This window comes from Luteimonas campi (assembly GCF_051162505.1).
GTDB lineage: Bacteria > Pseudomonadota > Gammaproteobacteria > Xanthomonadales > Xanthomonadaceae > Luteimonas.
The window spans coordinates 1024197-1047516 of the sequence record NZ_JBNWEM010000002.1 but is presented as its reverse complement, the minus strand read 5'-3'; the positions used below and the strand labels follow the sequence as shown (position 1 = coordinate 1047516).

Genomic DNA, 23320 nt, shown 5'->3' with positions numbered 1-23320 from the left:
TTCGTTCGCCATCGGCTTGGAATCGTCACGTGTCGCGGCGAGCTCGCCTGCGGGGCGGAGGTCCAGGTTGCGGGGGTGCCCAGCCGCTCCGCCTGGCTCAGCGCCGCTGCAGGAAGCTGTTCGGGTTGACCGGTTGCCCGTTGCGGCGCAGCTCGAAATACAGCGCCGGCTGGCCCTGCCCGCCGGAGTTGCCCACGGTCGCGACCGCATCGCCGCGCTTGACCGGCGCACCCGCGTCCTTGAGCAGGGTCTCGCAATGCGCGTACAGGCTCATCGTGCCGTTACCGTGGTCGACGATCAGGATCATGCCGTAGCCGGTCATCCATTCGGCGAACACCACCGTGCCGTCCGCCACCGCCTGCACCCGCGTCCCCGCCGACGCGCCGATCAGCACACCGCTGCTGCTGCGGCCATCGGGCATGCGCCCGCCATAGCCGGCCAGCAGCGTGCCCGACAGCGGCCAGCCGAGGCCGCCGACCTGGATCGGCGCTGCGCGGGTCGCCGCAGGCGCCGGGCTGCGCGCGGTGGCGGCCGGCGCACGCGCGGCGCGTGCGGCGGCAGCGCGGCGCTCGGCTTCGGCCTTGGCCGCCGCCGCGCGCAGCCGCGCCAGCAGGCGCTCCAGCGATTTCGCATCGCGCCCCAGCGCCTGCTCGCGCGAACTGCGGTCGCGGTAGCGGCGATCGAGCTGGGCGACGGCCTGCGCGTGCGTGCGGCGATCGCCTTCCAGCGCCTGCATCTGGGCGCGCTGCTGCGCGCGCGTCTGCTCCAGTGCCGCCTGGCGCTCGGCGATGCCGCGCTCGAGCGCGTCGAGTTCGTCCAGTTCCACGCGCAGCGCCGCGATGCGCTCGGCGCGCTGGCGCTGCAGGTAGCGGTGGTAGGTCAGCGCGCGGTTGGCATCGGCCACCTGGTCCTGGGCCAGCAGCAGCTTGAGCGGGGCCGCGCTGCCGGTGGCGTAGGCCGAGCGCAGCAGGGCGTGCAGTTCCGCGCGCTGGCCATCGGCCCGCGCCTGCAGCGCGTCGCGCTGCGCGGCCAGTTCGGCCAGGGCGGCCTGCTGGCGTGCGAGTTCGGCCTCGGTCTCGCGCAGCGTGCGCGCCGAGCGCGCCACCTGCTCGTCGGCCGCACGCAGCTGCCGCGCCGCGTCGCCGCGCTCGCCTTCGATCCTGCGCCGCTCGCTGGCGACGTCGTCGAGTTCCTTGCGCACGCGCTCCAGGCGGCGCTCGGCCTCGCGGCTGTCGCGCTGTGCCAGGGCGTCCGGCACGGGTGCCAGGCCGGCCGCGAGCAGCGCCAGCGCCGCGCACGCCAGCCGCACGCGCGCCGATGGCATCATCCCTCCGGAACCAGCAGGGTCGCGCCGGTCATCTCCGCCGGCTTGTCCAGCCCCAGCAGGTCGAGCAGGGTGGGCGCGAGGTCGCGCAGGGCGCCGCCGCGACGCAGCTGCGCCGCGCGACTGCCGACGTAGACCAGATCCACCGGACCCACGGTATGCGAGGTGTGCGGCTCGCCCGTTTCCGGGTCGCGCATCATTTCGCAGTTGCCGTGGTCGGCGGTGACCAGCAGTTCGCCGCCCCTGGCACGCACCGCGGCCACGATCTCGCCGACCGCCCGGTCCACCGTCTCCACCGCCGTGATCGCGGCCGACAGCACGCCGGTATGGCCGACCATGTCGGGGTTGGCGAAATTGCAGATGATCGCGTCGAAGCGCTCGGCCTCGATCGCCTCCACCAGCCTGGCGCACACCTCCGGCGCACTCATCTCCGGCTGCAGGTCGTAGGTGGCGACCTTGGGGCTGGGCACCAGGATGCGCTCCTCGCCGGGATAGGGCTGCTCGCGGCCGCCGCTGAGGAAGAAAGTGACGTGCGCGTACTTCTCCGTCTCGGCGATGCGCAGCTGGGTCAGGCCCTGCGCGCCCAGTACCTCGCCCAGGGTGTTGGGCAGGTTGTCCGGCAGGAACGCCAGCGGCGCCGGCAAGGTGGCGTCGTATTCGGTCAGGCAGACGTAGCGCGACAGCGCGGGCCGGCGCACGCCTGCACCGAACCCCTCGAATCCCGGCGCCACGAAGGCCGCGCTGAGCTGGCGCGCGCGGTCGGCTCGGAAGTTCATGAACACGATGGCATCGCCATCGGCCATCGGTTGCGCACCGGCCAGCGCGGTCGGCTTGACGAATTCGTCGTTCTCGCCGCGCGCGTAGGCGGCCTGCAGCGCGGAGAGTGCGTCCGGGGCATCGCCCTGCGCTTCGACCACGGCATCCCAGGCCAGGCGCACGCGCTCCCAGCGCTGGTCGCGGTCCATGGCGTAGTAGCGCCCGGACACGCTGGCGATGCGCGCATTGCCGAGCGCCTCGCACCTGTCCTGCAGCGCGCGCAGGCTGGGTTCGGCCGAACGCGGCGGGGTGTCGCGGCCGTCGAGGAAGGCATGCACGGCCACCCGCGGCACGCCGCGGCGCGCGGCCAGGTCGAGCATCGCGAACAGGTGCTGCTCGTGGCTGTGCACGCCGCCGGGGGAAAGCAGGCCCATCACATGCAGGGTGCCGCCGCCGGCGCTCGCCGCATCGCAGGCGGCCACGAGTTCGGCGTTGTCGAAGAAGCTGCCGTCCTCGATCGCCGCGTCGATGCGGGTCAGGTCCTGGTAGACGATGCGCCCGGCGCCGATGTTCATGTGCCCGACTTCGGAATTGCCCATCTGCCCGTCCGGCAGGCCGACGTGGCGGCCCTCGGTGTGGATCAGCGTGGTCGGGCACTCGGCCAGCAGCCGCCGCCAGGTGGGCAGGTTGGCCAGGGCGATGGCATTGTCGTCGGGATCGTCGCGGTGGCCCCAGCCATCGAGGATCAGCAGCACGACGGGCCTGGGGCGCGCGGAACGGGAAGCGGGGGCGGCTGGCACGGACGGGAGTCCCGGTGACTTTCGACCGGTGCGATTGTAGCCAAGCGGGCGCAAGCTGTCGGACAACGCCACAGGCCGCGCGACCGTTGCAGCGGCAACCGCGGCCCTTCCGGAGATCGCCCATGTCTGCCACCCGCATTTCCCTGACCCTGGCCTTGCTGGTGCTGCTGTGCGCCCCGCCCGTGCTCGCGCAGCAGGACATCAGCAAGGTCAACGGCAGCATCGTGGCCCAGGCCGGCCGGCCCTACGGCGACGTGGAAACGGTGAACGGCAGCATCACCATCGAAAGCGGCGCCAGCGTGAAGGATGCCGAAACGGTTAACGGCAGCATCCGCGCCGCGGACGACATCGGCGCCCACAGCCTGTCGACGGTCAACGGCAGCATCCGCGCCGGCGAGCGCGCCAACGTGCGCGACAGCGTGGAGACGGTCAACGGCAGCATCTTCCTCGGCGAGGGCGGCCGCGTGGGCGGCAATGTCGAGACGGTGAACGGGGCGATCGGACTGGTCGACGTGGACCTCGCCGGTGGCATCGCGACGGTGAGCGGCGACGTCACCGTGGGGGTCGGCTCGCACGTGCGCGGCGGCATCCGCATCGACAAGCCCTCGGCCAACTGGTTCCCGGTACAGGTCAGCAAGCGCAAGCCCAGGATCGTCATCGGCCCCGGCGCCGTGGTCGAGGGCGAGCTGGTGTTCGAGCGCGAGGTCACCCTGTACGTGCACGAGACCGCACGCATCGGCAAGGTCAGCGGCGCCACGCCGCTGCCCTACAGCACGGCGCAGTCGCCGGCGGAATGAGGCCGGCGCCCCGGGGCGCGCCGCGATGCGGCCGCTCCGGTCCGGCAGGCCGGTCCCGGCGCGCGTGCCGGGGCCTGTCCCTCCTGCGGTGGATCGAGGGGCTTCGGCGCCAGGTGCCGGAGCCGGGAACCCGGTGCCGGCGACCGGCGTAGAATCGCCGGTTCTGGTTTCCTGGAGCTTCATCGCATGCGTTCACCCCTGATCCTCGCCTGCGCCGGCAGCCTGCTGCTGGCCGCATGCAGTCGCGAACCGGCCGCGCCCGCCGTCGATGCCACCGGCGCCGATCCCGCGCCCGCTGCCGACCACGTCTTCAAGCCGGAAATCGATGCCGAAGACCTGCGCAGCATGATCACCACCCTGGCCTCGGACGAGTTCGAGGGCCGCGCCCCGGGTTCGGCCGGCGAGGAGAAGACGGTCGAGTACATCAAGGCCCAGTACGAGCGCATCGGCCTGAAGCCGGGCGGCGACAACGATTCCTTCTTCCAGACCGTGCCGATGGTCGAGACCACCGCCGACGAATCGACCGTGCTGCGCCTGGACAGCAACGGGCAGGTGCGCGAGCTGAAGTTCGGCCCCGAGATGGTGCTGGGCACCCGCACCGGCCAGGCCGAGGTCTCGGTCAAGGACAGCGAGCTGGTGTTCGTCGGCTATGGCGTCAACGCGCCCGAGCAGGACTGGAACGATTACGCCGGCCTCGACGTCAAGGGCAAGACGGTGGTGATCCTGGTCAACGACCCGGGCTTCCACGCCAACGACGAGTCGCTGTTCGACGGCAACCGCATGACCTATTACGGCCGCTGGACCTACAAGTTCGAGGAAGCGGCCCGCCAGGGCGCCGCCGCGGCGCTGATCATCCACGACGACGAAGGCGCGTCCTACGGCTGGGACGTGGTCAAGAACTCCTGGTCGGGCCCGCAGTTCGACCTGCGCGCCGAGGACGATCCGGAACCGCGCGTGCCGGCGCAGGGCTGGATCAGCGGCGACGTGGCGCGCCAGCTGTTCGCCGAATCCGGGCTGGAGCTGCAGGAGATGTACGCGGCCGCCAACCGCCGCGGCTTCAAGGCGGTGCCGCTCAAGGCCAAGGTGTCCTTCGACCTGCGCAGCACGGTCACCGAGAAGTCCTCGCAGAACGTGATCGGCTACATCCCCGGCACCGAGGCGCCGGAGGAGACGGTGATCTACCTCGCCCACTGGGACCACCTGGGCAAGCACGAGGGCGAGGGCGACACGATCTACAACGGCGCGGTCGACAACGCCACCGGCGTGGCCGGCATCATCGAGATCGCGGAGAAGTTCATGGTCTCGCCGCCGCGGCGCTCGGTGGTGTTCCTGGCGGTGACGCTGGAAGAGTCCGGCCTGCTCGGTTCCAAGTACTACGTGGCCCAGCCCTCGTTCCCGCTGGAGAAGACCGTCGGCGTGATCAACCTCGACGCGATGAGCGTCGGCGGGCGGGCGCGCGACGTGGTGGTGACCGGCAAGGGCAACTCCGAGCTGGAGGACATCCTGTTCACCCACGCCGGCGCCCAGCAGCGCACGCTGGTGGAGGAAGGCAACCCGGCCGGCGGCTTCTACTTCCGCTCCGACCACTTCAACTTCGCCAAGGCCGGCGTGCCGGCGCTCTACGCCAAGGGCGGCAGCGACCTGCTCGAGGGCGGCAGCGACGCGGGCAAGGCGGCGGGCGAGGAGTACGCGCGCCGCTACCACCAGCCCAGCGACGAGGTTCACGAGGGCTGGCGCTTCGACGGCATCGCCGAGGACCTGGAGCTGCTGCACGCGGTCGGCCAGGAGCTGGCCGGCGGCACCAGCTGGCCCAACTGGTACGAGGGCAATCCGTTCAAGGCCGCGCGCGACGCGCAGCGGGCGGCGCTGGACTAGGCGCCCCGGTTCCATCGATGCGTTTCAAGGGAACGGCGCCGCGAGGCTCCGTTCCTGTTCATGGCGGCCTGGCTGCTCCCGCAGGGTCCTGGCGCAGCGCCCGCAGCGCACCGACCCGGACCTGCCCTACCCTGCACTCCCACCCAGGAGACCGCCATGACCCTCGCCACCGCCTACTGGTGCGTGCTGATCGCCGCGCTGCTGCCCTATGTCTGGATCGGTTTCGCCAAGTCCGGCGCGCCGAAGTACAACAATCGCAACCCGCGCGCCTGGATCGCCAAGCAGGAAGGCAACTACCGGGTGCAGCGCGCGAACGCCGCCCACCTCAATGCCTTCGAAGCCTTCGCGCCGTTCGCGGCCGGCGTGGTCATGGCGCAGCTCGCAGGCGTTGGCCACGCGACCATCGCGATGCTGGCGCTCGCCTTCGTCGTGCTGCGGGTGCTGCACGGCGTGTTCTACCTCGCCGACATCGCGATGGCGCGCAGCTTGGTCTGGATCGGCGGCTACGGCTGCGCGCTCGCGCTGCTGGTGCTGGCGGCGATGCGCGTGGCCTGAGCCGTCCGTCTCAGCCGGCGACCAGCCGCACCCGCGCGAAGTTGCGCTTGCCCACCTGCAGCACGCCCTCGAAACCGGGCGCGAACACCAGTCCGGCGTCCTCGACCACGGCGCCATCCACCTTCACCGCACGCTCCTTGAGCTTGCGGTTGGCCTCGGAGTTGGACGGGGTGATGCCGGCCGCGGTGAGCAGGGCGACGATGCGCAGGCCCTCGGCCGGCACCGCGACGTCCTGCAGCGGCAGCAGCGAGGTATCGCCCTGGCCGGTCACCGCGGCCTGCCAGCCGGCGATCGCGGTCTCGGCGGCAGCGGCGTCGTGGAAGCGCGTAGCCAGTTCGCGCGCCAGGCGCAGCTTGACCTCGCGCGGGTTGAGTCCGCCCGCCACCTCGGCCTTGAGCCGGGCGGCCTGTTCGATCGAGATGTCGAAGCTCAGCAGCTCGATCCACTTCCACATCAGCTCATCGCCGATCTTCATCGTCTTGTTGACGATGTCGATCGCGGGCTCGGCGATGCCGATGTAGTTGCCGAGCGACTTGCTCATCTTGTTGACGCCGTCCAGGCCCTCGAGCAGCGGCATGGTCAGCACCACCTGCGGCGGCTGGCCGTGCGCCTCCTGCAGGCCGCGGCCCATCAGCAGGTTGAATTTCTGGTCGGTGCCGCCGAGTTCGATGTCGGCCTGCAGCGCCACCGAGTCGTAACCCTGCACCAGCGGATACAGGAACTCGTGGATCGCGATCGACTGCTGCGCCGCATAGCGCTTGGCGAAATCGTCGCGCTCGAGCATGCGGGCCACGGTGTGCTGGCCGGCCAGGCGGATCATGTCCGCGGCGGACATCTGCCCGAACCACTCGCTGTTGAAGCGCACCTCGGTGCGCGCGCGGTCGAGCACCTTGAACACCTGCGCCTCGTAGGTGCGCGCGTTCTCCAGCACGTCCTCGCGGGTCAGCGGCTTGCGGGTGACGTTCTTGCCGGTCGGGTCGCCGATCATCCCGGTGAAGTCGCCGATCAGGAACACCACCTGGTGGCCCAGGTCCTGGAACTGGCGCATCTTGTTGAGCAGGACCGTGTGGCCGAGGTGCAGGTCCGGCGCGGTCGGGTCGAAACCGGCCTTGACCCGCAGCGGCCGGCCCGAGGCCAGGCGGGCGGCCAGGTCCTCGCGCTTGAGGATCTCGTCGGCGCCCCGGGCGAGCAGGTCGAGGGCGGTCGGGTCGGCTTGGGGGGAGGTCATCGGGGCGGATCGTCCAAGGGATGTCCCGGAATGTGATTCCGGTCAAAAGAAACCATTAAATATCCGTAAAACCGGCTGAAGAACTGAAAAGCCTTGGCCGACAAGGGTTTGACGCTCGGATTTCATGTGCTTATCGTACCGCGCTGACGCGCCCGTCACGCCCTTTGGACACCACCATGACGCAGCCGCCCCAGATGTCGCCGGATGACGTCCAGCACCAGGCGATCCGGGAACAGAACCTGCGGGCTGCCGCCGAGAACACCGCCAACGAAGCGCGTTACGCCGACCCGCGCGACGCCGCGGCCCGGTTTCCGTTCAATGGCCGCTGGACCCGCCGCGACTGGGTCCACGCCAGCCTGTTCGCCACCCTCGGCGCACTGGTCATCGGCATGGTGCCCGGGTTCTCCAATGCGATGCGGGTGGAGGGCCAGGCGCCCGGCCTGACCACGCTGTCGCTGCCGCTGCCGCCGCTCACTGCCAGCCCCCGGGCCCAGGCCCCGCAGCAGCGCGCCTGGGACCTGGTCGAGGTGCAGAAGGGCCAGACCCTCGGCGCCATCTTCGCCGCGCGCAACATCCCCGCCTCCACCCTGCACCGCCTGCTCGAATCCTCCAGCGACCGCCAGGCGCTGGCCCGCCTGCGCCCCGGCGCCGAGCTGGGCTTCGACCTCGCTGCCGACGGCACCCTGGTCGCCTTCCGCTACGACCGCAACGACACCCAGCGAGTGGAACTGTCGCTGGCCGGCGACCGGGTGGTGGAGAAGGTGATCGAGCGCCCGGTCGAGGTGCGCACCGCGGTGATCAGCGGCAAAGTCGGCAAGTCGCTGTTCCATTCGGCCCGCAAGCTGGGCCTGAGCCCGTCGGTGATCAACACGCTCACCGATGAAGTGTTCAAGTACGACATCGACTTCGACCGCGACGTCACCTCCGGCGACCGCTTCAGCGTGGTGGTCGAGCAGACCTGGCGCGAGGGCGAGCTGATCCGCAGCGGCCCGGTGACCGCGGCGGTGTTCACCGCAAAGGGCAAGCCGTTCACCGCGGTGCGCTTCGAGCGCGACGGCAAGGGCGAGTACTTCACCGCCGAAGGCCGGCCGCTGAAGAAGAGCTTCATCCGCAGCCCGATCCAGTACGCGCGCCTGAGTTCGCGTTTCGGCAACCGCCGCCATCCGGTGCTGGGCACCTCGCGCATGCACAAGGGCGTGGACTACGCCGCGCGCACCGGCACCCCGATCATGGCCGCGGGCGACGCGCGCGTGGTCTCGGCCGGCTGGCAGGGCGGCTACGGCAACACCGTCGTGCTCGACCACGGCAAGGGCCACACCACCCTGTACGCGCACATGTCGCGCACGGCCAAGATCAAGCGCGGCCAGCGCGTGTCGCAGGGCCAGGTGATCGGCTACGTGGGCTCGACCGGCCTGTCCACCGGCCCGCACCTGCACTACGAATTCCGCGTCAACGGCGTGCACCGCAACCCGCTGCAGCACACCATGCCGCCGCCGGAGCCGCTGAGCGGCACGGCCCTGGCACAGTTCCGCCAGCAGACCGCGCCGGCGCTGGAGCGCATCCGCGACGTCGAGGAGATCCTCTACGCGACCGTGCCGGCACGGCCGTCGCAGGACGATCCGAAGGTGGCGGCCGTCGCACCGCCGCGCGCCAGCAAGGGCTGAACTGCGCACAGCGGGGAACCTCCCGCCCAGACCCTGCCAGGTCCTACGGCTCCGACCCCTTGGGGCCGGGCCGTCACGCGGCAACTGGGACTGCCGCCGCCGGGGCAGGCACTCGCGCGCGGGCATGCCCGTCATTCCGCGCACCGGGAGTCCGGTCCCTCCGGGCTGGCCACGTACGGAGCACATCCGATCAGGGCTGGTTCCCTGGAGACAGCGCTGGTTGCGCCCTCGTTGCGCGCGACGGCCGTGCTGCGCACGCCTCGGGCGCGCACCCCGCGTACGCCCTTAGAATCGCGGTATGTCCGACCTCTTCCTTGGCCTGATCTCCGGCACCAGCGCCGACGGCATCGATGCCGCGCTGGTGGACTTCGCCGAGGGGCAGGCGCGCCTGGTCTTCGGCCGCACCTATCCCTGGGACCCCGCGCTGCGCGCGCAGCTGGTCGCGCTCGGCCAGCAGGGCGCCTCGCTCTCGCTCGATGCGATCGCCGAACTCGACGTGCGCGTGGCGCGCGCCTTCGCCGAGGCCGCCAACCTGGCGCTGGCCGACAGCGGCATCGCCGCATCGCGCGTGCGCGCGATCGGTTCGCACGGCCAGACCCTGCGCCACCGGCCCTGGGGGCCCTATCCCTTCACCCTGCAGCTCGGCGATCCCTCCACCCTGGCCGAGCGCACCGGAATCACCGTGGTCGCCGACCTCCGCAGGCGCGACATCGCCGCCGGCGGGCACGGGGCGCCGCTGCTGCCCGGCCTGCACGCCGCCCTGCTGCACGCGCCGGACGAGGACCGCGCCGTGCTCAACCTCGGCGGCATCGCCAACCTGACCCTGCTGCCCGCGCGCGGCGAAGTGCGCGGTTTCGACACGGGGCCGGCCAACGCGCTGATGGATGCGTGGTGCCTGCGCCACCTGTCGGAGGACTTCGACCGCGGCGGCGCCTTCGCCGCCAGCGGGCGCGTCGACGAGGACCTGCTGGCGCGGCTGCTCGACGATCCCTGGTTCACCGAACCGCCGCCCAAGTCCACCGGGCGCGACCATTTCCACCTGGGCTGGGTCGAGGCGCGGCTGCGCGGCGACGAGGCGCCCGCCGACGTGCAGGCCACCCTCAATGCGCTCACCGCACGCACCGTCGCCAACGCCCTGCAGGCCACCCAGCCCGGCACGCGGCGGGTGATCGCCTGCGGCGGTGGCGTGCACAACCCGCAGCTGATGGCGGCGCTGGCCGCCTGCCTGCCGGAGGCGCGGGTGGAATCGACCGCCGCGCACGGCCTCGACCCGGACCACGTCGAGGCCATGGGCTTCGCCTGGCTGGCGCGCCAGACCCTCCTAGGCCTGGCGGGCAACCTGCCCAGCGTGACCGGCGCGGCCGGGCCGCGCGTGCTGGGCGGGATCTACCCGGCCTGAGCCGGCCGCGCGGCCTGCGCTAGCATCGCGCCACGTCCCGGCGGAATCCCGGCATGGAACCTCCCCGCAACCACCAGCTGTCCATGACCGTGCTGATGACGCCGGACATGGCCAACTTCTCCGGCAAGGTGCACGGCGGCGCCATCCTCAAGCTGCTCGACCAGGTGGCTTATGCCTGCGCCAGCCGCTACGCGGGCCGCTACGTGGTGACGCTGTCGGTGGACCAGGTGACGTTCCGCCAGCCGATCAACGTCGGCGACCTGGTCACCTTCCTCGCCTCGGTGAACTACACCGGGCGCTCGTCGATGGAAGTGGGGATCAAGGTGGTGACCGAGAACATCCTGGCCGGCACCGCCAGCCACGCCAACAGCTGCTTCTTCACCATGGTCGCGGTCGACGAGGACGGCAACAGCATCGCGGTGCCGCCGCTGCAGCCGGTGACGCCGGACGAGTGCCGCCGCCATGCGGCCGCGCGGGTCCGGCGCGAACTGCGCCAGGAGTTCGAGCAGCGGCGGGCCGCCGCGATGCTGGGCGGCGCCGCGCCGGCGTAGGACGCGCCGGCACGGGCCCGCGGGCCGGAGGCGCTATTCGCGCACCAGCGGCCGCACCACCTCGAGCAGGCTGACCAGGGTCTTGCCCGGCTCCTCCCACGGCGCCATGTGCGCCGAGCGCTCGAACCAGACGCCGCGCTTGAACGGCGCCTCGACCACGTCCAGCCAGTCGGCGGTGAGCTGCGAGGGCGTGGTGTAGTCGTGGCGGCCCATGAACATCACCACCGGAATCTCGAATTCGCGCACGTCGCTGAAGTCCACCTCGACGAACTCGTCCAGGACGCGTTCGAGCGTGAACAGGTTGCCGGCGTTGAGCGCGGCGCGATCGTCGGCATCGTAGTCGGGCGACAGCCGGGCCGCGCCGTAGAACCACAGGTTGGTGGCGTCGCGGTGCGCGGCCATGCCGCCGTAGTGCTGCGGCCATTTGCGCGCGGCGACGATGCGTTCGCGGGTCAGCGGCGCGGTGCCGGGGTATGGCAGCAGCGCTCCCATTTCGCGCAGCGCCTCGGCATCGCCACGACGGCGGGCCTCGGCCAGGCCGTATTCGAGGCTGACGCGCTCGTTCTCGCGCACATTGATGACCTGGCCGATGCCGACATAGGCATGGAACAGGTCCGGCCGCGCCAGCGCCGCGCGCATGGCGACGATCGTCCCCCAGCTGTGGCCCACCAGCAGCACGCGCCGCTTGCCGAGCTTCGCGCGGACGTGTTCGGCGATCGCGACCAGGTCGTCGACGTAGGTCTGGATGCGCAGCGTGCCGGCGACGGCGTCGGAATGGTCCTCGCGGAAGGTCTTGCCCGCGCCGCGCTGGTCGTAATTGACCATCGTGAAGTATTCCTCCAGTGGGCGCTGGAACTGCCACAGGCTCGGCATCGTCGGCGTGGCCGGGCCGCCATGCACGAACAGGATCACCGGATTGGCCCGGTCCTGGCCACGGATGCTGATCCAGTGGGCGACGCCGTTGACCGGCTGGCGATAGGTCTCCTGCACCCCGTCGGGTCCGGGAATGCGCATCAGGTCCTTGACCACGGCGCGTGCGCGCGCCGCGTCATCGGACGCAGGCGCCTGGGCCGCGGCCGTTGCGGCGAGAGTGCAACAGATCAGGAGAATGGCGAACAGGAAGCGGGGCATGCGTGGGTCCGTGTGCAGGGCTCGACCATGCAGATACGGCCAGTGCGCCGACGGTTGCAGGCGGACAGCGGCTGCGGCATCGTCGAAGAAAGGCTGCACCAGAGACCGGCAGCCTCGCGGCCCGCGCGATCCGCTGCACGCGCACTATTTCGGCGCGCCGCCTACCCGATCGCGCGCGTCGCGCTGGCGAGACGCGAGACGCTCTCCAGCGTCGAGGCATCGCTGTCGGACAGCGAGAATCGTCGCACTTGCCGCCTGGCCTGCAGGCGCGGCGGCGGATCAGCCCGCGTCGGGTCGCTGTACCCGGCCGATCGAGGCGTAGCCCGGATCGTCGGGCACTTCCTCCAGCGCGCGGATCATCGCCTGCAGCGCGTCGGCCTCGGCATTGTCGAAGCGCACCGAACCGTCGCCCTCGTACACGTGCAGCCCCTGCTCGAGCAGGTAGTGCAGCGCGTGCGGCAGGTCCCAGCCGCGGGCGTCGGCGACGCGGCGGATGCGGTCGAACAGGATCGGGTCGGCATCCTTGAGCACGATGTCGGTCATCCCTGCGCTTCCCTATGTCGAGGTCGATGACGAAGTGGCGGCGCCATCCTCCGACAGGAGCAGCCTCGGTTTCAACCAGAAGAACAGCAGCACCGCCGGGACCGCCACCGCGGTGGTGATGGCGAAGTAGACCCCGTAACCCACCTGCTCGACGATCCCGCCCGAGACCGCGCTCAGGACCTTGCCCGGCAGCATCACCAGCGACGAGAACAGCGCGTACTGCGTGGCGGTGAAGCGCTGGTTGACCAGGGCCGAGAGGAAGGCCACCAGGGTGGTGCCCTGGAAGCCCTGGGCGAGGTTCTCGCCCGAGATCACGACGGTGAGCTTCCAGACATCGCCGTCGGCACCGATCAGCCACAGGTACAGCAGGTTGCTGAGCGCGCCCAGCACCACGCCGGCCAGCAGCGGCCATTTCACGCCCCAGCGCGCCACGGCGATGCCGCCCAGGAACACGCCGGCGATACCCACCCAGATGCCGTAGACCTTGGACACCGCCGCGATCTCGGTCTTGCTGAAGCCCTGGCCGAGGTAGAACGGCGCCATGATGCCGCCGCCCAGCGACTGGTCGGAGATCTTGGCCAGCAGGATGAAGGCCAGCAGCGCCAGCGCCAGCGCCCCGCCGAAACGGCGGAAGAAGTCGGCGAACGGCTCGACCACGCCCTCGCGCAGCCCCTGGGCCCAGGTCTCGACCCGTACCCGCAGCACATCCGGCTCGCGCGCCACGAACACCGCAACCACCGGCACCAGCATCACCAGCGCCATCACCCGGTACACCACCGGCCAGGCGACGTGGTCGGCCAGCACCAGGGCCAGCGCGCCGGTCACGATCAGCGCGATGCGGTAGCCCAGCGAATAGGTCGCCACCAGCGCGCCCTGCGATTCGCGCGGGGCGATCTCGACGCGATAGGCATCCACCGCGATGTCGAGCGTGGCGCCGGCGAACGCGGTCATCAACGTGATCCACACGAAGGCCGCGAGCCGGTCGGGCGTGAGCTGGGCCATCAGCAGCAGGCCGGCGATCACGATGGACAGCGCCAGCAGCAGCCAGCCGCGGCGCTGGCCCAGTCGACCCAGGACCGGCAGCCGCCAGCGATCGACCAGCGGCGCCCACAGGAACTTGAGCGTGTAGGACATGCCGGCGCTGGCGATGAGCGTGATGTTCTTCAGCTCGAGCCCGTTTTCCGTGAGCCAGTAGGCCAGGGTGCCGGCCACCAGCAGGAACGGCATGCCCGAGGCGAAGCCGAAGAAGAACATCGTCCACGCCGCCGGCTGCGTGAACGCCTTCCAGACCGACGGCTTGGCCGCGCTCACGCGTCGTAGTCCACGACGTAGGGCGCGTGGTCGGAGAAGCGCGGCTCGCGCGCGACGGCGCAGCCGGTGATGGATTCGGCGATGCCCGGCGTGGCCAGCTGGTAGTCGATGCGCCAGCCCACGTCGTTGGCGCGCGCGGCGCCACGGTTGCTCCACCAGGTGTATTCGACCGCATCGGGTTTGGCGACGCGGAAGCTGTCCTTCCAGCCGCGCGCAGGTGGCGTCACCAGGCCGTCGCCGTGTTCGTCGGCGATCATGGAATTGAGCCAGGCGCGCTCGGGCGGCAGGCAGCCGGAGTTCTTCTGGTTGCTGGTCCAGTTCTTGATGTCGTTGCGGGCGCGGACGATGTTCCAGTCGCCGCAGAGCACATACTCGCGGCCGCTGGCCAGCCACTGGTCCAGGATCGGCCTGAGCCAGTCCATCACCTCGAACTTGAAGCCCTGGCGCAGCTCGCCCGAGGAGCCGGACGGGATGTAGAACGAGACCACGCTGAGGTTGCCGAAACGCGCCTCGATGTAGCGGCCCTCGTCGTCGAACGGCGCCCAGCCCAGCGAGGTGCGCACCTCGTCGGGTTCGCGGCGGCTGTAGATCGCCACGCCGCTGTAGCCCTTCTTGGTGATCGCGTCGCGATAGACGCAATGGCCGAGCGGGCGGAAGCAGGGGTCGGTCAGCTGGTCTTCCTGCGCCTTGGTCTCCTGCAGGCAGACCACGTCGGCCTGCTGGCCCTCGAGCCAGGTGAAGAAGCCCTTGTTCGAGGCGGAGCGGATGCCGTTGGCGTTGAAGCTGATGATGCGCATGCGAGGGCCTGCGGGGAAAACGTCGCGCAAGCCTAGCCGAAATCGCGGTGGCCGCCCGCGGCCGGGCGGGTGCCGGTCAACCCAGCGCCTGTCCGCGGGAAACCCGCTCGCGCGAACGGGCAGTTCGCGGCCAAGGCCGCTCCCACGGACCGCGGCCACGGGCAGGCCGCACAGCACCCGCAGCCTGGCGCTGCTGTGGGAGCGCGCTTGCGCGCGAACAGCTTTCGCGACCAAGGCCGCTCCCGCGGGCAGGCATGCGCCCGTGGCATGGATGGCATTGGCGCGGGCCCGGTTTCAGGCCTTGCGCACGAACTCCGACTTCAGGCCCATCTGGCCAACGCCGTCGATCCTGCAGTCGATGTCGTGGTCGCCGTCGACCAGGCGGATATTGCGCACTTTGGTACCGACCTTCACCACCAGCGAGGATCCCTTCACCTTCAGGTCCTTGATCACCACCACGCTGTCGCCATCGGCCAGCGGCGTGCCGTTGGCATCGCAGACCTGGGCGGCGCGGGCGTCGGCCGCGGCCTGCTCGGCCAGTTCGGCCGGCGACCATTCGTGCGCGCATTCCGGGCAGACCAGCAGCGCGCCGTCCTCGTAGGTGTAGGTGGATGCGCACTGGGGGCAGGCGGGCAGGCCGGACATCCGGACTCCTTGGTTCAGGCGGGGCCGGCCATTGTCTCATCCCGCTCCGCGTCGGCGCTTACTCGGGACGGGGCGTGGCGGCGGTGCTCGGCGGCAACAGCGGATGCTCGACACGCGGCTGGCGCCCGGTCAGGGTGCGCAGGAAGGCGGCGATCGCGCGCGCCTCGCCGGCATCGAGTTCCCGTCCCAGCTGCGCATTGCCCATGATCGCCACCGCCTGCTCCAGGTCCCAGACCTGGCCGCTGTGGAAGTACGGCGCGGTCAGCTCGACGTTGCGCAGCGGCGCGGCGCGGAACACGTACTCGTCGCTGGCCGTCTGGGTGACGGCGAAGCGGCCCTTGTCGTCGTCGGGCAGGATGTCCGCGCCCGGGCGCTCGATCACGCCGAACGGGAAGTAGGCCTGGCCACCGAGATTGGGGCCGTAGTGGCAGGCGCCGCAGCCGCTCTCGATGAACAGTTGCAGGCCGCGGCGCTCGGTGGCGTCGAGCGCGTCGGCCTCGCCCGCCAGATAGCGGTCGAAGCGCGCGTCCGGCGTGACCAGGGTGGCTTCGAAGGCCTCGATCGCCAGCGCCATGTTGTCGAAGCTCACCGGATCGGCATCGCGCGGGAACGCCTCGCCGAACCGGCGCACGTACTCGGGCATGCTGGTCAGGGTCTGGACCACGCGCGCGGGCGTGTTGTTCATCTCGACGCTGGCCTGCACCGGACCCTTGGCCTGTTCGGCGAGGTCGGCCGCGCGCCCGTCCCAGAACTGGGCGATGTTGAGCACCGAGTTGAGCACCGTCGGCGAATTGCGCGGCCCCTTCTGCCAGCCGTGGCCGATCGAAGTCGGCACGTTGTCGGCGCCGCCGGTGCCCAGGTTGTGGCAGGTATTGCAGCTGATGACATGGCTGCGCGACAGGCGCGGGTCGAAGAACAGCATGCGGCCCAGCTCGACCTGGGCGGCGTCGAGCGGCCGGCCGCGCACCTGGTCCACGGTTGCCGGGATCGCGCCGAACAGCGCGCGGGCCGTCGCCTGCAGCGCATCGCCCTGCTGCGCGTGCGCGGCCGCGCTCGCCAGGCCCAGCGCCAGCCCTGCGGCGCCCGCCAGGCCGAGTGCCAGCCCTGCCGCGATTCCCGTTTTCTGCCAGCGCATGCCGCACCTCGTCGTCGATCGGGTCCGGCACCATTGCAGCGCGCGGCGCCCGGTCCGACATTGATCGCGATCAAGCCGTTGACGGGGACCCGCAAGGGCTGTGGGAGAATGCGCCGCATGAACGACCACCGCGTCCGCTTCCTGGAACTGGCCCTGCAGGCGCAGGCGCTGCGCTTCGGCCAGTTCACGCTCAAGTCCGGGCGGGTGAGCCCGTACTTTTTCAATGCCGGCCTGTTCGATACCGGGGCGGCGCTGTCGGCGCTGGCGGCTTGCTACGCCGATGCACTGGACCAGGCGGGCACGCAGTTCGACCTGCTGTTCGGCCCGGCCTACAAGGGCATTCCGCTGGCGACCGCGCTGGCTTGCGAATACGCCAGGCGCGGGCGCGACCTGCCGCTGGCGTTCAACCGCAAGGAAGCCAAGACCCACGGCGAGGGTGGCCATCTGATCGGCGCGCCGCTGGACGGCCGTCGCGTGCTGGTGGTGGACGACGTGATCACCGCCGGCACCGCCATTCGCGAGGCGCTGGCCACCATCCACGCCGCCGGCGGCACGCCGGCCGGCATCGTCATCGCCCTGGACCGCCAGGAGATCGCCGGCGAAGGCCAGACCCAGTCCGCCGCGCAGGCGGTGGCGAGCGAGGCCGGGATTCCGGTGATCGCCGTCGCCAGCCTGGGCGACCTGCTCGACTTCGCCGACGCAAGCGCCGCGCTTGCCGACGAGCGCACCCGCCTGCAGGCTTATCGGGTGCAATATGGCGTCCGCGACATCCATCGCTGATTCGGGCCGCGGGGGGCGGCGTTCGATGAAGATCCAGGCAACGCTCGTGCTCGCCGCGCTGTCGGTCCTGCCCCTGGCCGCGCAGGCCCGCCAGGACCGGCCCGCACAGGCCGAGAAGAAGCTCTACTGCTGGAACGAGAACGGCCGCAAGGTCTGTGGCGACGCGCTGCCCGCCGATGCGGTGGATGCCGCCCGTACCGAGTTGAGCGCCAGCAGCGGCCGGCCGCTGGCCCGGCTGGGCGAGCAGCTCACGCCCGAGCAGCGGGCCGCCGCCGAGGAGGCCGAGCACCAGGCCCGCATCGCCGCCAATGCCGAGGCCGCGCGGCTGCGCCGCGAGCTGGCGATGGCCGGCTCCTACGACACCGAGGAAGACCTGCGCCGCGCCTTCGACGACCGCATCGTGCTGGTGGACGAAGGCCTGAAAACCTCGCGCATGGGCGTGACCAACCTGCGCCAGAGCCTGGTGTCGCTGTTGCGCCAGGCCAACGACCTCGAGCTGCAGGGCAAGCCGGTGGGCAAGACCCTGGCCGGCAATATCCGCGCCCAGCACGTCGACCTGCTGCGCCAGCAGGCGATCATGCGCCAGCAGCAGGAAGAGCGCGCCTCGCTCGATGCCGAACTCGAGCACGCGGTCGAGCGCTACCACGCATTGAGAACTCCTGGCAGGCGCTGAGCGGCCCACCGTCGGCGGATCAGGCCACCCGGTCCGCGCGCACGCGGCCCGATGCCCGGGTCACCCCGGAGGAGTGCCGAGCCAGGCCAGTGCGCCCTCGGCCGCGACCAGGCCGCTGGCGAAACAGGCCGTCAGCAGATAGCCGCCGGTCGGCGCCTCCCAGTCCAGCATTTCGCCTGCGCAGAACACGCCCGGCAGCGCGCGCAGCATCAGCCCTTCGTCCAGCGCTTCCAGGCGCACGCCGCCGGCGCTGCTGATCGCTTCGGCCACCGGGCGGGGGCGCAGCAGGCGCAGCGGCAGCCGTTTGATCGCCGCCGCCAGGCGCGCGGGGTCCTGCATGTCGTCCGCACCCAGCACTTCGCGCAGCAGCCCCGCCTTCGCCCCCTGCAGCCCGGCCGTGCGACGCAGGTGCTCGGACAGGCTGCGGCCGCCGCGCGATCGCGCCAGCGCTTGGCGCAGGGCCGGCTGTTCGCGCCCGGGGGCAAGGTCCAGGGCGAGGTCGGCGTGCCCGTCGCGTTCGATCAATTCCCGCAACGTCGCTGAAATGGCGTAGATCACGCTGCCTTCCAGCCCGGTTTCCGTCACCACGCATTCGCCTTGCAGGGCCTGCGGGTGGCCCCGGGGGTCGGTCCAGTGCACGATCACCGGCTTGAGCGGCGCGCCGGCATGGCGCTGGGCGAAATGCGCCGACCAGCCCACATCGAAACCGCAGTTGGCCGGCCTCAGTGGCGACACCTCCACCCCCCGGGCGGCCAGCGCGGGCACCCAGCCGCCGTCGCTACCCAGTTCGGGCCAGCTGGCCCCGCCCAGCGCCAGCACTGCGGCATCCGCCACCACGCGGCGCTCGCCGTCGGGCGTGTCGAAGCGCAGTGCCCCGTCCGCGTCCCAGCCGCGCCAGCGATGCTGCACGTGGAAAGCCACGCCCTGCTCGCGCAGGCGCCGCACCCAGCCGCGCAGCAGCGGCGCGGCCTTGCGGTCCAGCGGAAACACCCGGCCCGAGGTGCCGACATAGGTGTCCACGCCCAGGCCGCGCGCCCACGCGCGCAACGCCTGCGCGTCGAACCGCGCCAGCCAGCGCGAGACCTCCGCCTCGCGCTCCCGGTAACGGCGGGCGAACGGGCCGGGCGGGTCGGAATGGGTGAGGTTGAGCCCGCCCTTGCCCGCGATCAGGAACTTGCGCCCGACCGAGCCCTTGCCCTCGTACAGGTCCACCGCCAGCCCGGCCGCGCACAGGCGCTCGGCGGCGATCAGCCCGGCCGGGCCGCCGCCGACCACCGCGACGCGACGGGGGTGCAGGCCATGCATGCGCGCATTATCGCCCGCCGCGTGGCCCCGGCCGCCCCGGGTGAGCGCTAACATGCAGGCGACACCCGGGAGGAGGGAGTACACGATGGGCAAGCAAGGCAGCAACGGCTGGACCCGGCGCGCAGCGCTGCAGTCGATGGCGGTGGCGGGTGCGGCGGCGGCGTGGACACCGCGCGGCCTGGCGCAGGACCGCAAGATCGGCGTGGCCCTGGTCGGGCTCGGATACTACGCAGGGCATCTGCTGGCCCCGGCGCTGCAGCTGACCAAACACTGCCGGCTCACCGGCCTGGTCAGCGGAACCCCGTCGAAGCTCGGCGAATGGCAGGGCAAGTACGCCATCCCCGATGGCAACGTGTACTCCTACGAGGATTTCCATCGCATCGCCGACAACCCGGCGATCGACGTGGTCTACATCGCCACCCCCAACCACCTGCACAAGGACCTGGCCCTGGTCGCGGCCAAGGCCGGCAAGCACGTGTGGTGCGAGAAGCCGATGGCGATGAACGCGGCCGAGGGCGAGGCGATGATCCAGGCCTGCCGCGACAACCGCGTGCAGCTGGCGGTCGGCTACCGCATGCAGCACGAGCCCAATACGCGCCGCTTCATGGCGATGGCGAAGGAGCGGCCGTTCGGGAAAATCATCAAGCTGCGGGCAGATGCGGGGTGGTTCGGCTGGCGCGACGGCGCCGACGATGCCTGGCGCCTGGACCCGGTGCGCGGCGGCGGCGCGATGTACGACATGGGCGTGTACTGCATCAACGCGGCGCGCTACTGCACAGGCATGGAACCCGTCGCGGTGCAGGCCTGGGACGAGACCGCGCGCCGCGAGCTGTTCAAGGGGGTGGACGAGACGATGCGCTTCCGCCTCGAGTTTCCCGAGGACATCGTCGCCGAATGCGTGACCAGCTTCGGCCGCAACCTCAACACCCTGCAGGTGGACTGCGAGCGCGGCTGGTACACGATGGCCCCGTTCCAGGGCTACGACGGCAACGCCGGTCGCGCCAGCGACGGCACCGTGTTCGAACCCCAGCTGGGCAAGCTTCCGCGCATGCAGGCCGAGCAGATGGACCAGGACGCGCTGGCGATCATCGGCGGCACCGCGCCGCGCGTGCCCGGCGAGGAAGGCCTGCGCGACCTGCGCGTGGTCGACGCGGCGTTCGCTTCGGCCAAGGCGGACGGCAAGCGCGTGGAGATCGCGCGCGGCTGAGCGTTTCTGCCGTGGTAGGCGTGGAGGTGGGCGCATGGGCCGTGCCCGGTTCATGCGCCGTCATTGGGGCCGCGGCCTGCCCGGGGAATCCCTTCCGCGAATGTCCCCCGGCCTCCGCCTGCGGCGAAGGCCTCCTCCTTGATTTCGCTGCAGGGACTCCCCGGCCAGGCCGCGTCTCGGCTTCCGGACACGGAGCGGTGGCGCTTCGCGGACGCGCCAGGGTTCCGGACGATGGCCAGCGCACCACGGCTCGCGAGACGAACCGAGCCGCGGCAAGGAAAGCTTTTCGATGAAAAGCGCCGAACGCCTGGTGGGCCGGATGCGGGGACCCCTGGGGACGAAATCAAGGAGGAGGCGTCGGCCAACGGCCGGCACCGGGGGACATTCGTCCCCAGGGGTCCCCGTAGCCGGCCCTACCCGCGCTGGCAACCGTCCCGGGACGGGATTCCCCGATGTCGACTTCGACGCGCCGCAGCCCGGAGATCAGAACGGCAGTTGCAGCTCCGGGTCCACCAGCGCGATCTGCGCGCGGAAATCGCCGAGGATGCGGTCCAGCGCTTCCCGGGTATCGGCATCGAAGCGCAGCACCAGTACCGGAGTGGTGTTGGAGGCGCGTACCAGGCCCCAGCCATCGTTCCAGTCCACGCGCAGGCCGTCGATGGTCGACAGCCGCGCGCCCTCGAACTTCGCCTGCTTCTGGAAACGCGCGACGAAGCCGTGCGGATTGGCGTCGGCGACCTCGACCTTGATCTCCGGCGTCGACACGCCGCCCGGCAATGCGCGCAGTGCGGCGCTGGGTTCGTCCGCATCCAGCGCCAGGATCTCCAGCAGGCGCGCGGCAGCGTAGATGCCGTCGTCGAACCCGTACCAGCGCTCCTGGAAGAAGAAGTGGCCGCTCATCTCGCCGGCCAGTTCGGCTTCGGTCTCGCGCATCTTGGCCTTGATCAGCGAGTGCCCGGTCTTCCACATCAGCGGGCTGCCGCCGTGGCGCAGGATGTGGCCGGGCAGGCGTCCGGTGCACTTCACGTCGTAGACGATCACCGCGCCCGGGTTGCGGTCGAGCACGTCGGCGGCGAACAGCATCAGCAGGCGGTCGGGGTAGATGTTCTCGCCGTCCTTCGTGACCACGCCCAGGCGATCGCCGTCGCCGTCGAAGGCGATGCCCAAGTCGGCATCGAAACGCTTCACCGTGCCGATCAGGTCCTCGAGATTGTGCGGCTCGCTCGGGTCCGGATGGTGGTTGGGGAAGGTGCCGTCGATCTCGCAGTACAACGGGATGACCTCGGCGCCGATCGCCTCCAGCACGCGCGGGCCGATCTCGCCGGCCACGCCGTTGCCGGCATCGACGACGACCTTGATCGGGCGCGCCAGCTGCACGTCGGACGCGATCCGCTCCACGTAGGCGTCGCCGATGTCGCGCTCAATCGCATCCCCGGGTTCGGGCGCGTCGTGCAGCCTGCCGTCGGCGATGCGCGCGTACAGGTCGGTGATCGCGGTGCCGGAAAGCGTCTCGCCGCCGACCACGATCTTGAACCCGTTGTAGTCGGGCGGATTGTGGCTGCCGGTCACCGAGATGCAGCAGCCGGTGCGCAGGTGGAAGGCGCCGAAGTAGGTGACCGGGGTCGGCGCCAGGCCGATGTCGATGACGTTGCGTCCGGCCTTGCGCAGCCCGCGGACCAGGCCGGCGACCATGTCGGGGCCGGACAGACGGCCGTCGCGGCCCACCACGATCTCGTCCAGGCCCTGCTCCTGCATCAGCGAGCCCACCGAATGGCCGATCAGTTCGGCCACGCCGGCGTCGAGGGTCTGGCCGACGATGCCGCGGATGTCGTAGGCGCGGAAGATGCTGCGGTCGATATTCACAGGCTCTGCTCTTGGGGTGTCACGGACTACGATGGTGGGCGCGGCGTCGGCGACGAGTGAACCGGCCGGGTCCGCGGGCGCGCTGAGCGCCTCGGCCAGGGTCGGCGCGGGCTGCTCTTCGGTGGGCTCGCCGGCCTCCAGGGCTCGCCGCACCGGCGCCGGCAGGCGCCATAGCAGGTAGGCCAGCAGCAGCAGGGCGCCCACCGCGACGAACAGCGGAATCCCCTTCAGCCCGAACGGTGGCGCCACGCTGCTGGGCAGTGCCGCGGCCGCGCGCAACGGGGTGCCCGCGACCGGAACCGCCATGCGCTCGGCCGCGTCGGCCTGCGCTGGATCGCCTCGCTCGAGCAGGGTGAATCCGCCCTGGCGCAGGGCCACGTAGGTGGACGGATCCACGTTCACCGCCTCCAGCCCCTGGATGGCGCGCGCGAGTGGCAACTGCACCAGCGCCACGCCTGCCAACACATCCCCGACGCGCGCAGGCGCCGCAACGGCTACGCGCGGCGCGTCGCCGGCGCGGATCACCGACACCACCGCGGCGTCCTCGGCCAGCGCCGCCTCCATGGCCGAGACCGGGCCGAAGCCGCCCTCGGGCAGGGCTGCATAGGGCCCGGCCAGGTTGGCGGGAAGCACCTGCGCCCGCTCCAGCTGCGGCCAGTCCGCCGCCAATGCGCGGGCGGCGCCATCCAGATCGCCGGCCTGCAGCGCGGCCTGGACCGCCGGCCGCGCCAGGTGCGTTTCCATGCGCTTGAGTTCGCCGCGCAGGTTGGAGGAGGCCACGCTGGCCGCGGTGTCGCGCGCCAGGGTCGCATTGACCCGGCGTGCATCGTCCTGCAGGCCGCGCCAGCCGCTCCAGGCCAGCCATACCGCCAGCAGCGCCAGCGCGGCGCCCAGCCACGGCAGCCAGGGGCGGGCGTGCGCGAAGACGCGTGCCCTGGACGATCCGCTCGTATCGGTCATGTCGTTACCCGTCGGTCCCTG

General features: G+C 71.2%; 20 protein-coding genes. 9 read left to right on the top strand and 11 right to left on the bottom strand.

Annotated features, from left to right (window positions below):
* Nucleotides 1-97 precede the first annotated feature (97 nt).
* Both ACQYVW_RS09530 and gpmI read right to left on the bottom strand, forming a co-directional pair.
* Nucleotides 98-1324 carry a murein hydrolase activator EnvC family protein gene (locus ACQYVW_RS09530; protein WP_434946807.1) on the bottom strand — a complete coding sequence of 409 codons (1227 nt, stop codon included), beginning with the start codon at nucleotides 1322-1324 and terminating at the stop codon, nucleotides 98-100.
* Nucleotides 1324-2835 (bottom strand): 2,3-bisphosphoglycerate-independent phosphoglycerate mutase, encoded by a 1512-nt coding sequence (gene gpmI / locus ACQYVW_RS09525; protein ID WP_434946806.1) that lies wholly within the window; start codon nucleotides 2833-2835, stop codon nucleotides 1324-1326. The genes ACQYVW_RS09530 and gpmI overlap by 1 nt, the downstream gene beginning before the upstream one ends.
* A gap of 167 nt (nucleotides 2836-3002) precedes the next feature.
* Here gpmI and ACQYVW_RS09520 point away from each other — a divergent pair, with 167 nt between their 5' ends.
* From ACQYVW_RS09520 to ACQYVW_RS09510, 3 genes are all read left to right on the top strand, one after another.
* A complete protein-coding gene (locus tag ACQYVW_RS09520; protein WP_434946805.1) occupies nucleotides 3003-3677 on the top strand; it encodes a DUF4097 family beta strand repeat-containing protein in 675 nt (224 codons plus the stop codon).
* Nucleotides 3678-3863: 186 nt separating this feature from the next.
* Nucleotides 3864-5552: a M28 family metallopeptidase gene (locus tag ACQYVW_RS09515; protein WP_434946804.1), complete on the top strand. Its 1689-nt coding sequence runs from the start codon at nucleotides 3864-3866 to the stop codon at nucleotides 5550-5552.
* 156 nt (nucleotides 5553-5708) lie between these two features.
* Nucleotides 5709-6107 carry an MAPEG family protein gene (locus ACQYVW_RS09510; protein WP_434946803.1) on the top strand — a complete coding sequence of 133 codons (399 nt, stop codon included), beginning with the start codon at nucleotides 5709-5711 and terminating at the stop codon, nucleotides 6105-6107.
* A 10-nt stretch (nucleotides 6108-6117) separates the two neighbouring features.
* Here ACQYVW_RS09510 and tyrS read toward each other — a convergent pair whose 3' ends face one another.
* Nucleotides 6118-7335 carry a tyrosine--tRNA ligase gene (tyrS, locus tag ACQYVW_RS09505; RefSeq protein ID WP_434946802.1) on the bottom strand — a complete coding sequence of 406 codons (1218 nt, stop codon included), beginning with the start codon at nucleotides 7333-7335 and terminating at the stop codon, nucleotides 6118-6120.
* A 176-nt stretch (nucleotides 7336-7511) separates the two neighbouring features.
* Here tyrS and ACQYVW_RS09500 point away from each other — a divergent pair, with 176 nt between their 5' ends.
* The 3 genes from ACQYVW_RS09500 to ACQYVW_RS09490 all read left to right on the top strand — a co-directional run bounded on the left by ACQYVW_RS09500 (nucleotide 7512) and on the right by ACQYVW_RS09490 (nucleotide 10949).
* On the top strand, nucleotides 7512-8999 hold the full coding sequence (locus tag ACQYVW_RS09500; RefSeq protein ID WP_434946801.1) for a M23 family metallopeptidase: 1488 nt from the start codon (nucleotides 7512-7514) through the stop codon (nucleotides 8997-8999).
* Between the two features lie 298 nt (nucleotides 9000-9297).
* Nucleotides 9298-10398: an anhydro-N-acetylmuramic acid kinase gene (locus ACQYVW_RS09495; RefSeq protein ID WP_434946800.1), complete on the top strand. Its 1101-nt coding sequence runs from the start codon at nucleotides 9298-9300 to the stop codon at nucleotides 10396-10398.
* A gap of 53 nt (nucleotides 10399-10451) precedes the next feature.
* Nucleotides 10452-10949 carry an acyl-CoA thioesterase gene (locus tag ACQYVW_RS09490; protein WP_434946799.1) on the top strand — a complete coding sequence of 166 codons (498 nt, stop codon included), beginning with the start codon at nucleotides 10452-10454 and terminating at the stop codon, nucleotides 10947-10949.
* A 33-nt stretch (nucleotides 10950-10982) separates the two neighbouring features.
* On the opposite strand, the gene ACQYVW_RS09485 is transcribed toward ACQYVW_RS09490, so the two are convergent.
* The 6 genes from ACQYVW_RS09485 to ACQYVW_RS09460 all read right to left on the bottom strand — a co-directional run bounded on the left by ACQYVW_RS09485 (nucleotide 10983) and on the right by ACQYVW_RS09460 (nucleotide 16511).
* Nucleotides 10983-12080: an alpha/beta fold hydrolase gene (locus tag ACQYVW_RS09485; protein WP_434946798.1), complete on the bottom strand. Its 1098-nt coding sequence runs from the start codon at nucleotides 12078-12080 to the stop codon at nucleotides 10983-10985.
* A 279-nt stretch (nucleotides 12081-12359) separates the two neighbouring features.
* Nucleotides 12360-12623: a hypothetical protein gene (locus ACQYVW_RS09480; protein ID WP_434934160.1), complete on the bottom strand. Its 264-nt coding sequence runs from the start codon at nucleotides 12621-12623 to the stop codon at nucleotides 12360-12362.
* 12 nt (nucleotides 12624-12635) lie between these two features.
* Complete coding sequence (locus ACQYVW_RS09475; RefSeq protein ID WP_434934159.1) at nucleotides 12636-13934, bottom strand: AmpG family muropeptide MFS transporter; 1299 nt, start codon at nucleotides 13932-13934, stop codon at nucleotides 12636-12638.
* Nucleotides 13931-14731 carry an exodeoxyribonuclease III gene (locus ACQYVW_RS09470; protein ID WP_434934158.1) on the bottom strand — a complete coding sequence of 267 codons (801 nt, stop codon included), beginning with the start codon at nucleotides 14729-14731 and terminating at the stop codon, nucleotides 13931-13933. The genes ACQYVW_RS09475 and ACQYVW_RS09470 overlap by 4 nt, the downstream gene beginning before the upstream one ends.
* Before the next feature lie 294 nt (nucleotides 14732-15025).
* The gene (locus tag ACQYVW_RS09465) at nucleotides 15026-15376 is read right to left on the bottom strand and encodes a zinc ribbon domain-containing protein YjdM (protein WP_434934157.1); all 351 of its coding nucleotides are present in this window, start codon (nucleotides 15374-15376) and stop codon (nucleotides 15026-15028) included.
* Nucleotides 15377-15434: 58 nt separating this feature from the next.
* Nucleotides 15435-16511 (bottom strand): cytochrome-c peroxidase, encoded by a 1077-nt coding sequence (locus ACQYVW_RS09460; protein WP_434946797.1) that lies wholly within the window; start codon nucleotides 16509-16511, stop codon nucleotides 15435-15437.
* 117 nt (nucleotides 16512-16628) lie between these two features.
* On the opposite strand from ACQYVW_RS09460, the gene pyrE reads away from it, so the two are divergent.
* Both pyrE and ACQYVW_RS09450 read left to right on the top strand, forming a co-directional pair.
* Nucleotides 16629-17291 (top strand): orotate phosphoribosyltransferase, encoded by a 663-nt coding sequence (gene pyrE, locus ACQYVW_RS09455; RefSeq protein WP_434946796.1) that lies wholly within the window; start codon nucleotides 16629-16631, stop codon nucleotides 17289-17291.
* 25 nt (nucleotides 17292-17316) lie between these two features.
* Nucleotides 17317-17964 carry a hypothetical protein gene (locus ACQYVW_RS09450; RefSeq protein ID WP_434946795.1) on the top strand — a complete coding sequence of 216 codons (648 nt, stop codon included), beginning with the start codon at nucleotides 17317-17319 and terminating at the stop codon, nucleotides 17962-17964.
* Nucleotides 17965-18024: 60 nt separating this feature from the next.
* On the opposite strand, the gene ACQYVW_RS09445 is transcribed toward ACQYVW_RS09450, so the two are convergent.
* On the bottom strand, nucleotides 18025-19269 hold the full coding sequence (locus tag ACQYVW_RS09445; RefSeq protein ID WP_434946794.1) for a TIGR03862 family flavoprotein: 1245 nt from the start codon (nucleotides 19267-19269) through the stop codon (nucleotides 18025-18027).
* Between the two features lie 85 nt (nucleotides 19270-19354).
* Here ACQYVW_RS09445 and ACQYVW_RS09440 point away from each other — a divergent pair, with 85 nt between their 5' ends.
* Nucleotides 19355-20476: a Gfo/Idh/MocA family protein gene (locus ACQYVW_RS09440; RefSeq protein WP_434946793.1), complete on the top strand. Its 1122-nt coding sequence runs from the start codon at nucleotides 19355-19357 to the stop codon at nucleotides 20474-20476.
* 483 nt (nucleotides 20477-20959) lie between these two features.
* Here ACQYVW_RS09440 and ACQYVW_RS09435 read toward each other — a convergent pair whose 3' ends face one another.
* The gene (locus ACQYVW_RS09435) at nucleotides 20960-23299 is read right to left on the bottom strand and encodes a phosphomannomutase/phosphoglucomutase (protein ID WP_434946792.1); all 2340 of its coding nucleotides are present in this window, start codon (nucleotides 23297-23299) and stop codon (nucleotides 20960-20962) included.
* Nucleotides 23300-23320: the final 21 nt, after the last annotated feature.

What these genes read in the sequence shown, in the direction of transcription:
- pyrE (WP_434946796.1), top strand. Translation starts at nt 16,629, where the DNA reads ATGAACGACCACCGCGTCCGCTTCCTGGAACTGGCCCTGCAGGCGCAG.
- ACQYVW_RS09435 (WP_434946792.1), bottom strand. Translation starts at nt 23,299, where the DNA reads ATGACCGATACGAGCGGATCGTCCAGGGCACGCGTCTTCGCGCACGCC.
- ACQYVW_RS09490 (WP_434946799.1), top strand. Translation starts at nt 10,452, where the DNA reads ATGGAACCTCCCCGCAACCACCAGCTGTCCATGACCGTGCTGATGACG.
- ACQYVW_RS09495 (WP_434946800.1), top strand. Translation starts at nt 9,298, where the DNA reads ATGTCCGACCTCTTCCTTGGCCTGATCTCCGGCACCAGCGCCGACGGC.
- ACQYVW_RS09500 (WP_434946801.1), top strand. Translation starts at nt 7,512, where the DNA reads ATGACGCAGCCGCCCCAGATGTCGCCGGATGACGTCCAGCACCAGGCG.
- ACQYVW_RS09530 (WP_434946807.1), bottom strand. Translation starts at nt 1,324, where the DNA reads ATGCCATCGGCGCGCGTGCGGCTGGCGTGCGCGGCGCTGGCGCTGCTC.
- ACQYVW_RS09515 (WP_434946804.1), top strand. Translation starts at nt 3,864, where the DNA reads ATGCGTTCACCCCTGATCCTCGCCTGCGCCGGCAGCCTGCTGCTGGCC.
- ACQYVW_RS09510 (WP_434946803.1), top strand. Translation starts at nt 5,709, where the DNA reads ATGACCCTCGCCACCGCCTACTGGTGCGTGCTGATCGCCGCGCTGCTG.
- ACQYVW_RS09520 (WP_434946805.1), top strand. Translation starts at nt 3,003, where the DNA reads ATGTCTGCCACCCGCATTTCCCTGACCCTGGCCTTGCTGGTGCTGCTG.
- ACQYVW_RS09465 (WP_434934157.1), bottom strand. Translation starts at nt 15,376, where the DNA reads ATGTCCGGCCTGCCCGCCTGCCCCCAGTGCGCATCCACCTACACCTAC.
- ACQYVW_RS09485 (WP_434946798.1), bottom strand. Translation starts at nt 12,080, where the DNA reads ATGCCCCGCTTCCTGTTCGCCATTCTCCTGATCTGTTGCACTCTCGCC.
- tyrS (WP_434946802.1), bottom strand. Translation starts at nt 7,335, where the DNA reads ATGACCTCCCCCCAAGCCGACCCGACCGCCCTCGACCTGCTCGCCCGG.
- ACQYVW_RS09445 (WP_434946794.1), bottom strand. Translation starts at nt 19,269, where the DNA reads ATGCATGGCCTGCACCCCCGTCGCGTCGCGGTGGTCGGCGGCGGCCCG.
- ACQYVW_RS09460 (WP_434946797.1), bottom strand. Translation starts at nt 16,511, where the DNA reads ATGCGCTGGCAGAAAACGGGAATCGCGGCAGGGCTGGCACTCGGCCTG.
- ACQYVW_RS09470 (WP_434934158.1), bottom strand. Translation starts at nt 14,731, where the DNA reads ATGCGCATCATCAGCTTCAACGCCAACGGCATCCGCTCCGCCTCGAAC.
- ACQYVW_RS09450 (WP_434946795.1), top strand. Translation starts at nt 17,317, where the DNA reads ATGAAGATCCAGGCAACGCTCGTGCTCGCCGCGCTGTCGGTCCTGCCC.
- ACQYVW_RS09440 (WP_434946793.1), top strand. Translation starts at nt 19,355, where the DNA reads ATGGGCAAGCAAGGCAGCAACGGCTGGACCCGGCGCGCAGCGCTGCAG.
- ACQYVW_RS09480 (WP_434934160.1), bottom strand. Translation starts at nt 12,623, where the DNA reads ATGACCGACATCGTGCTCAAGGATGCCGACCCGATCCTGTTCGACCGC.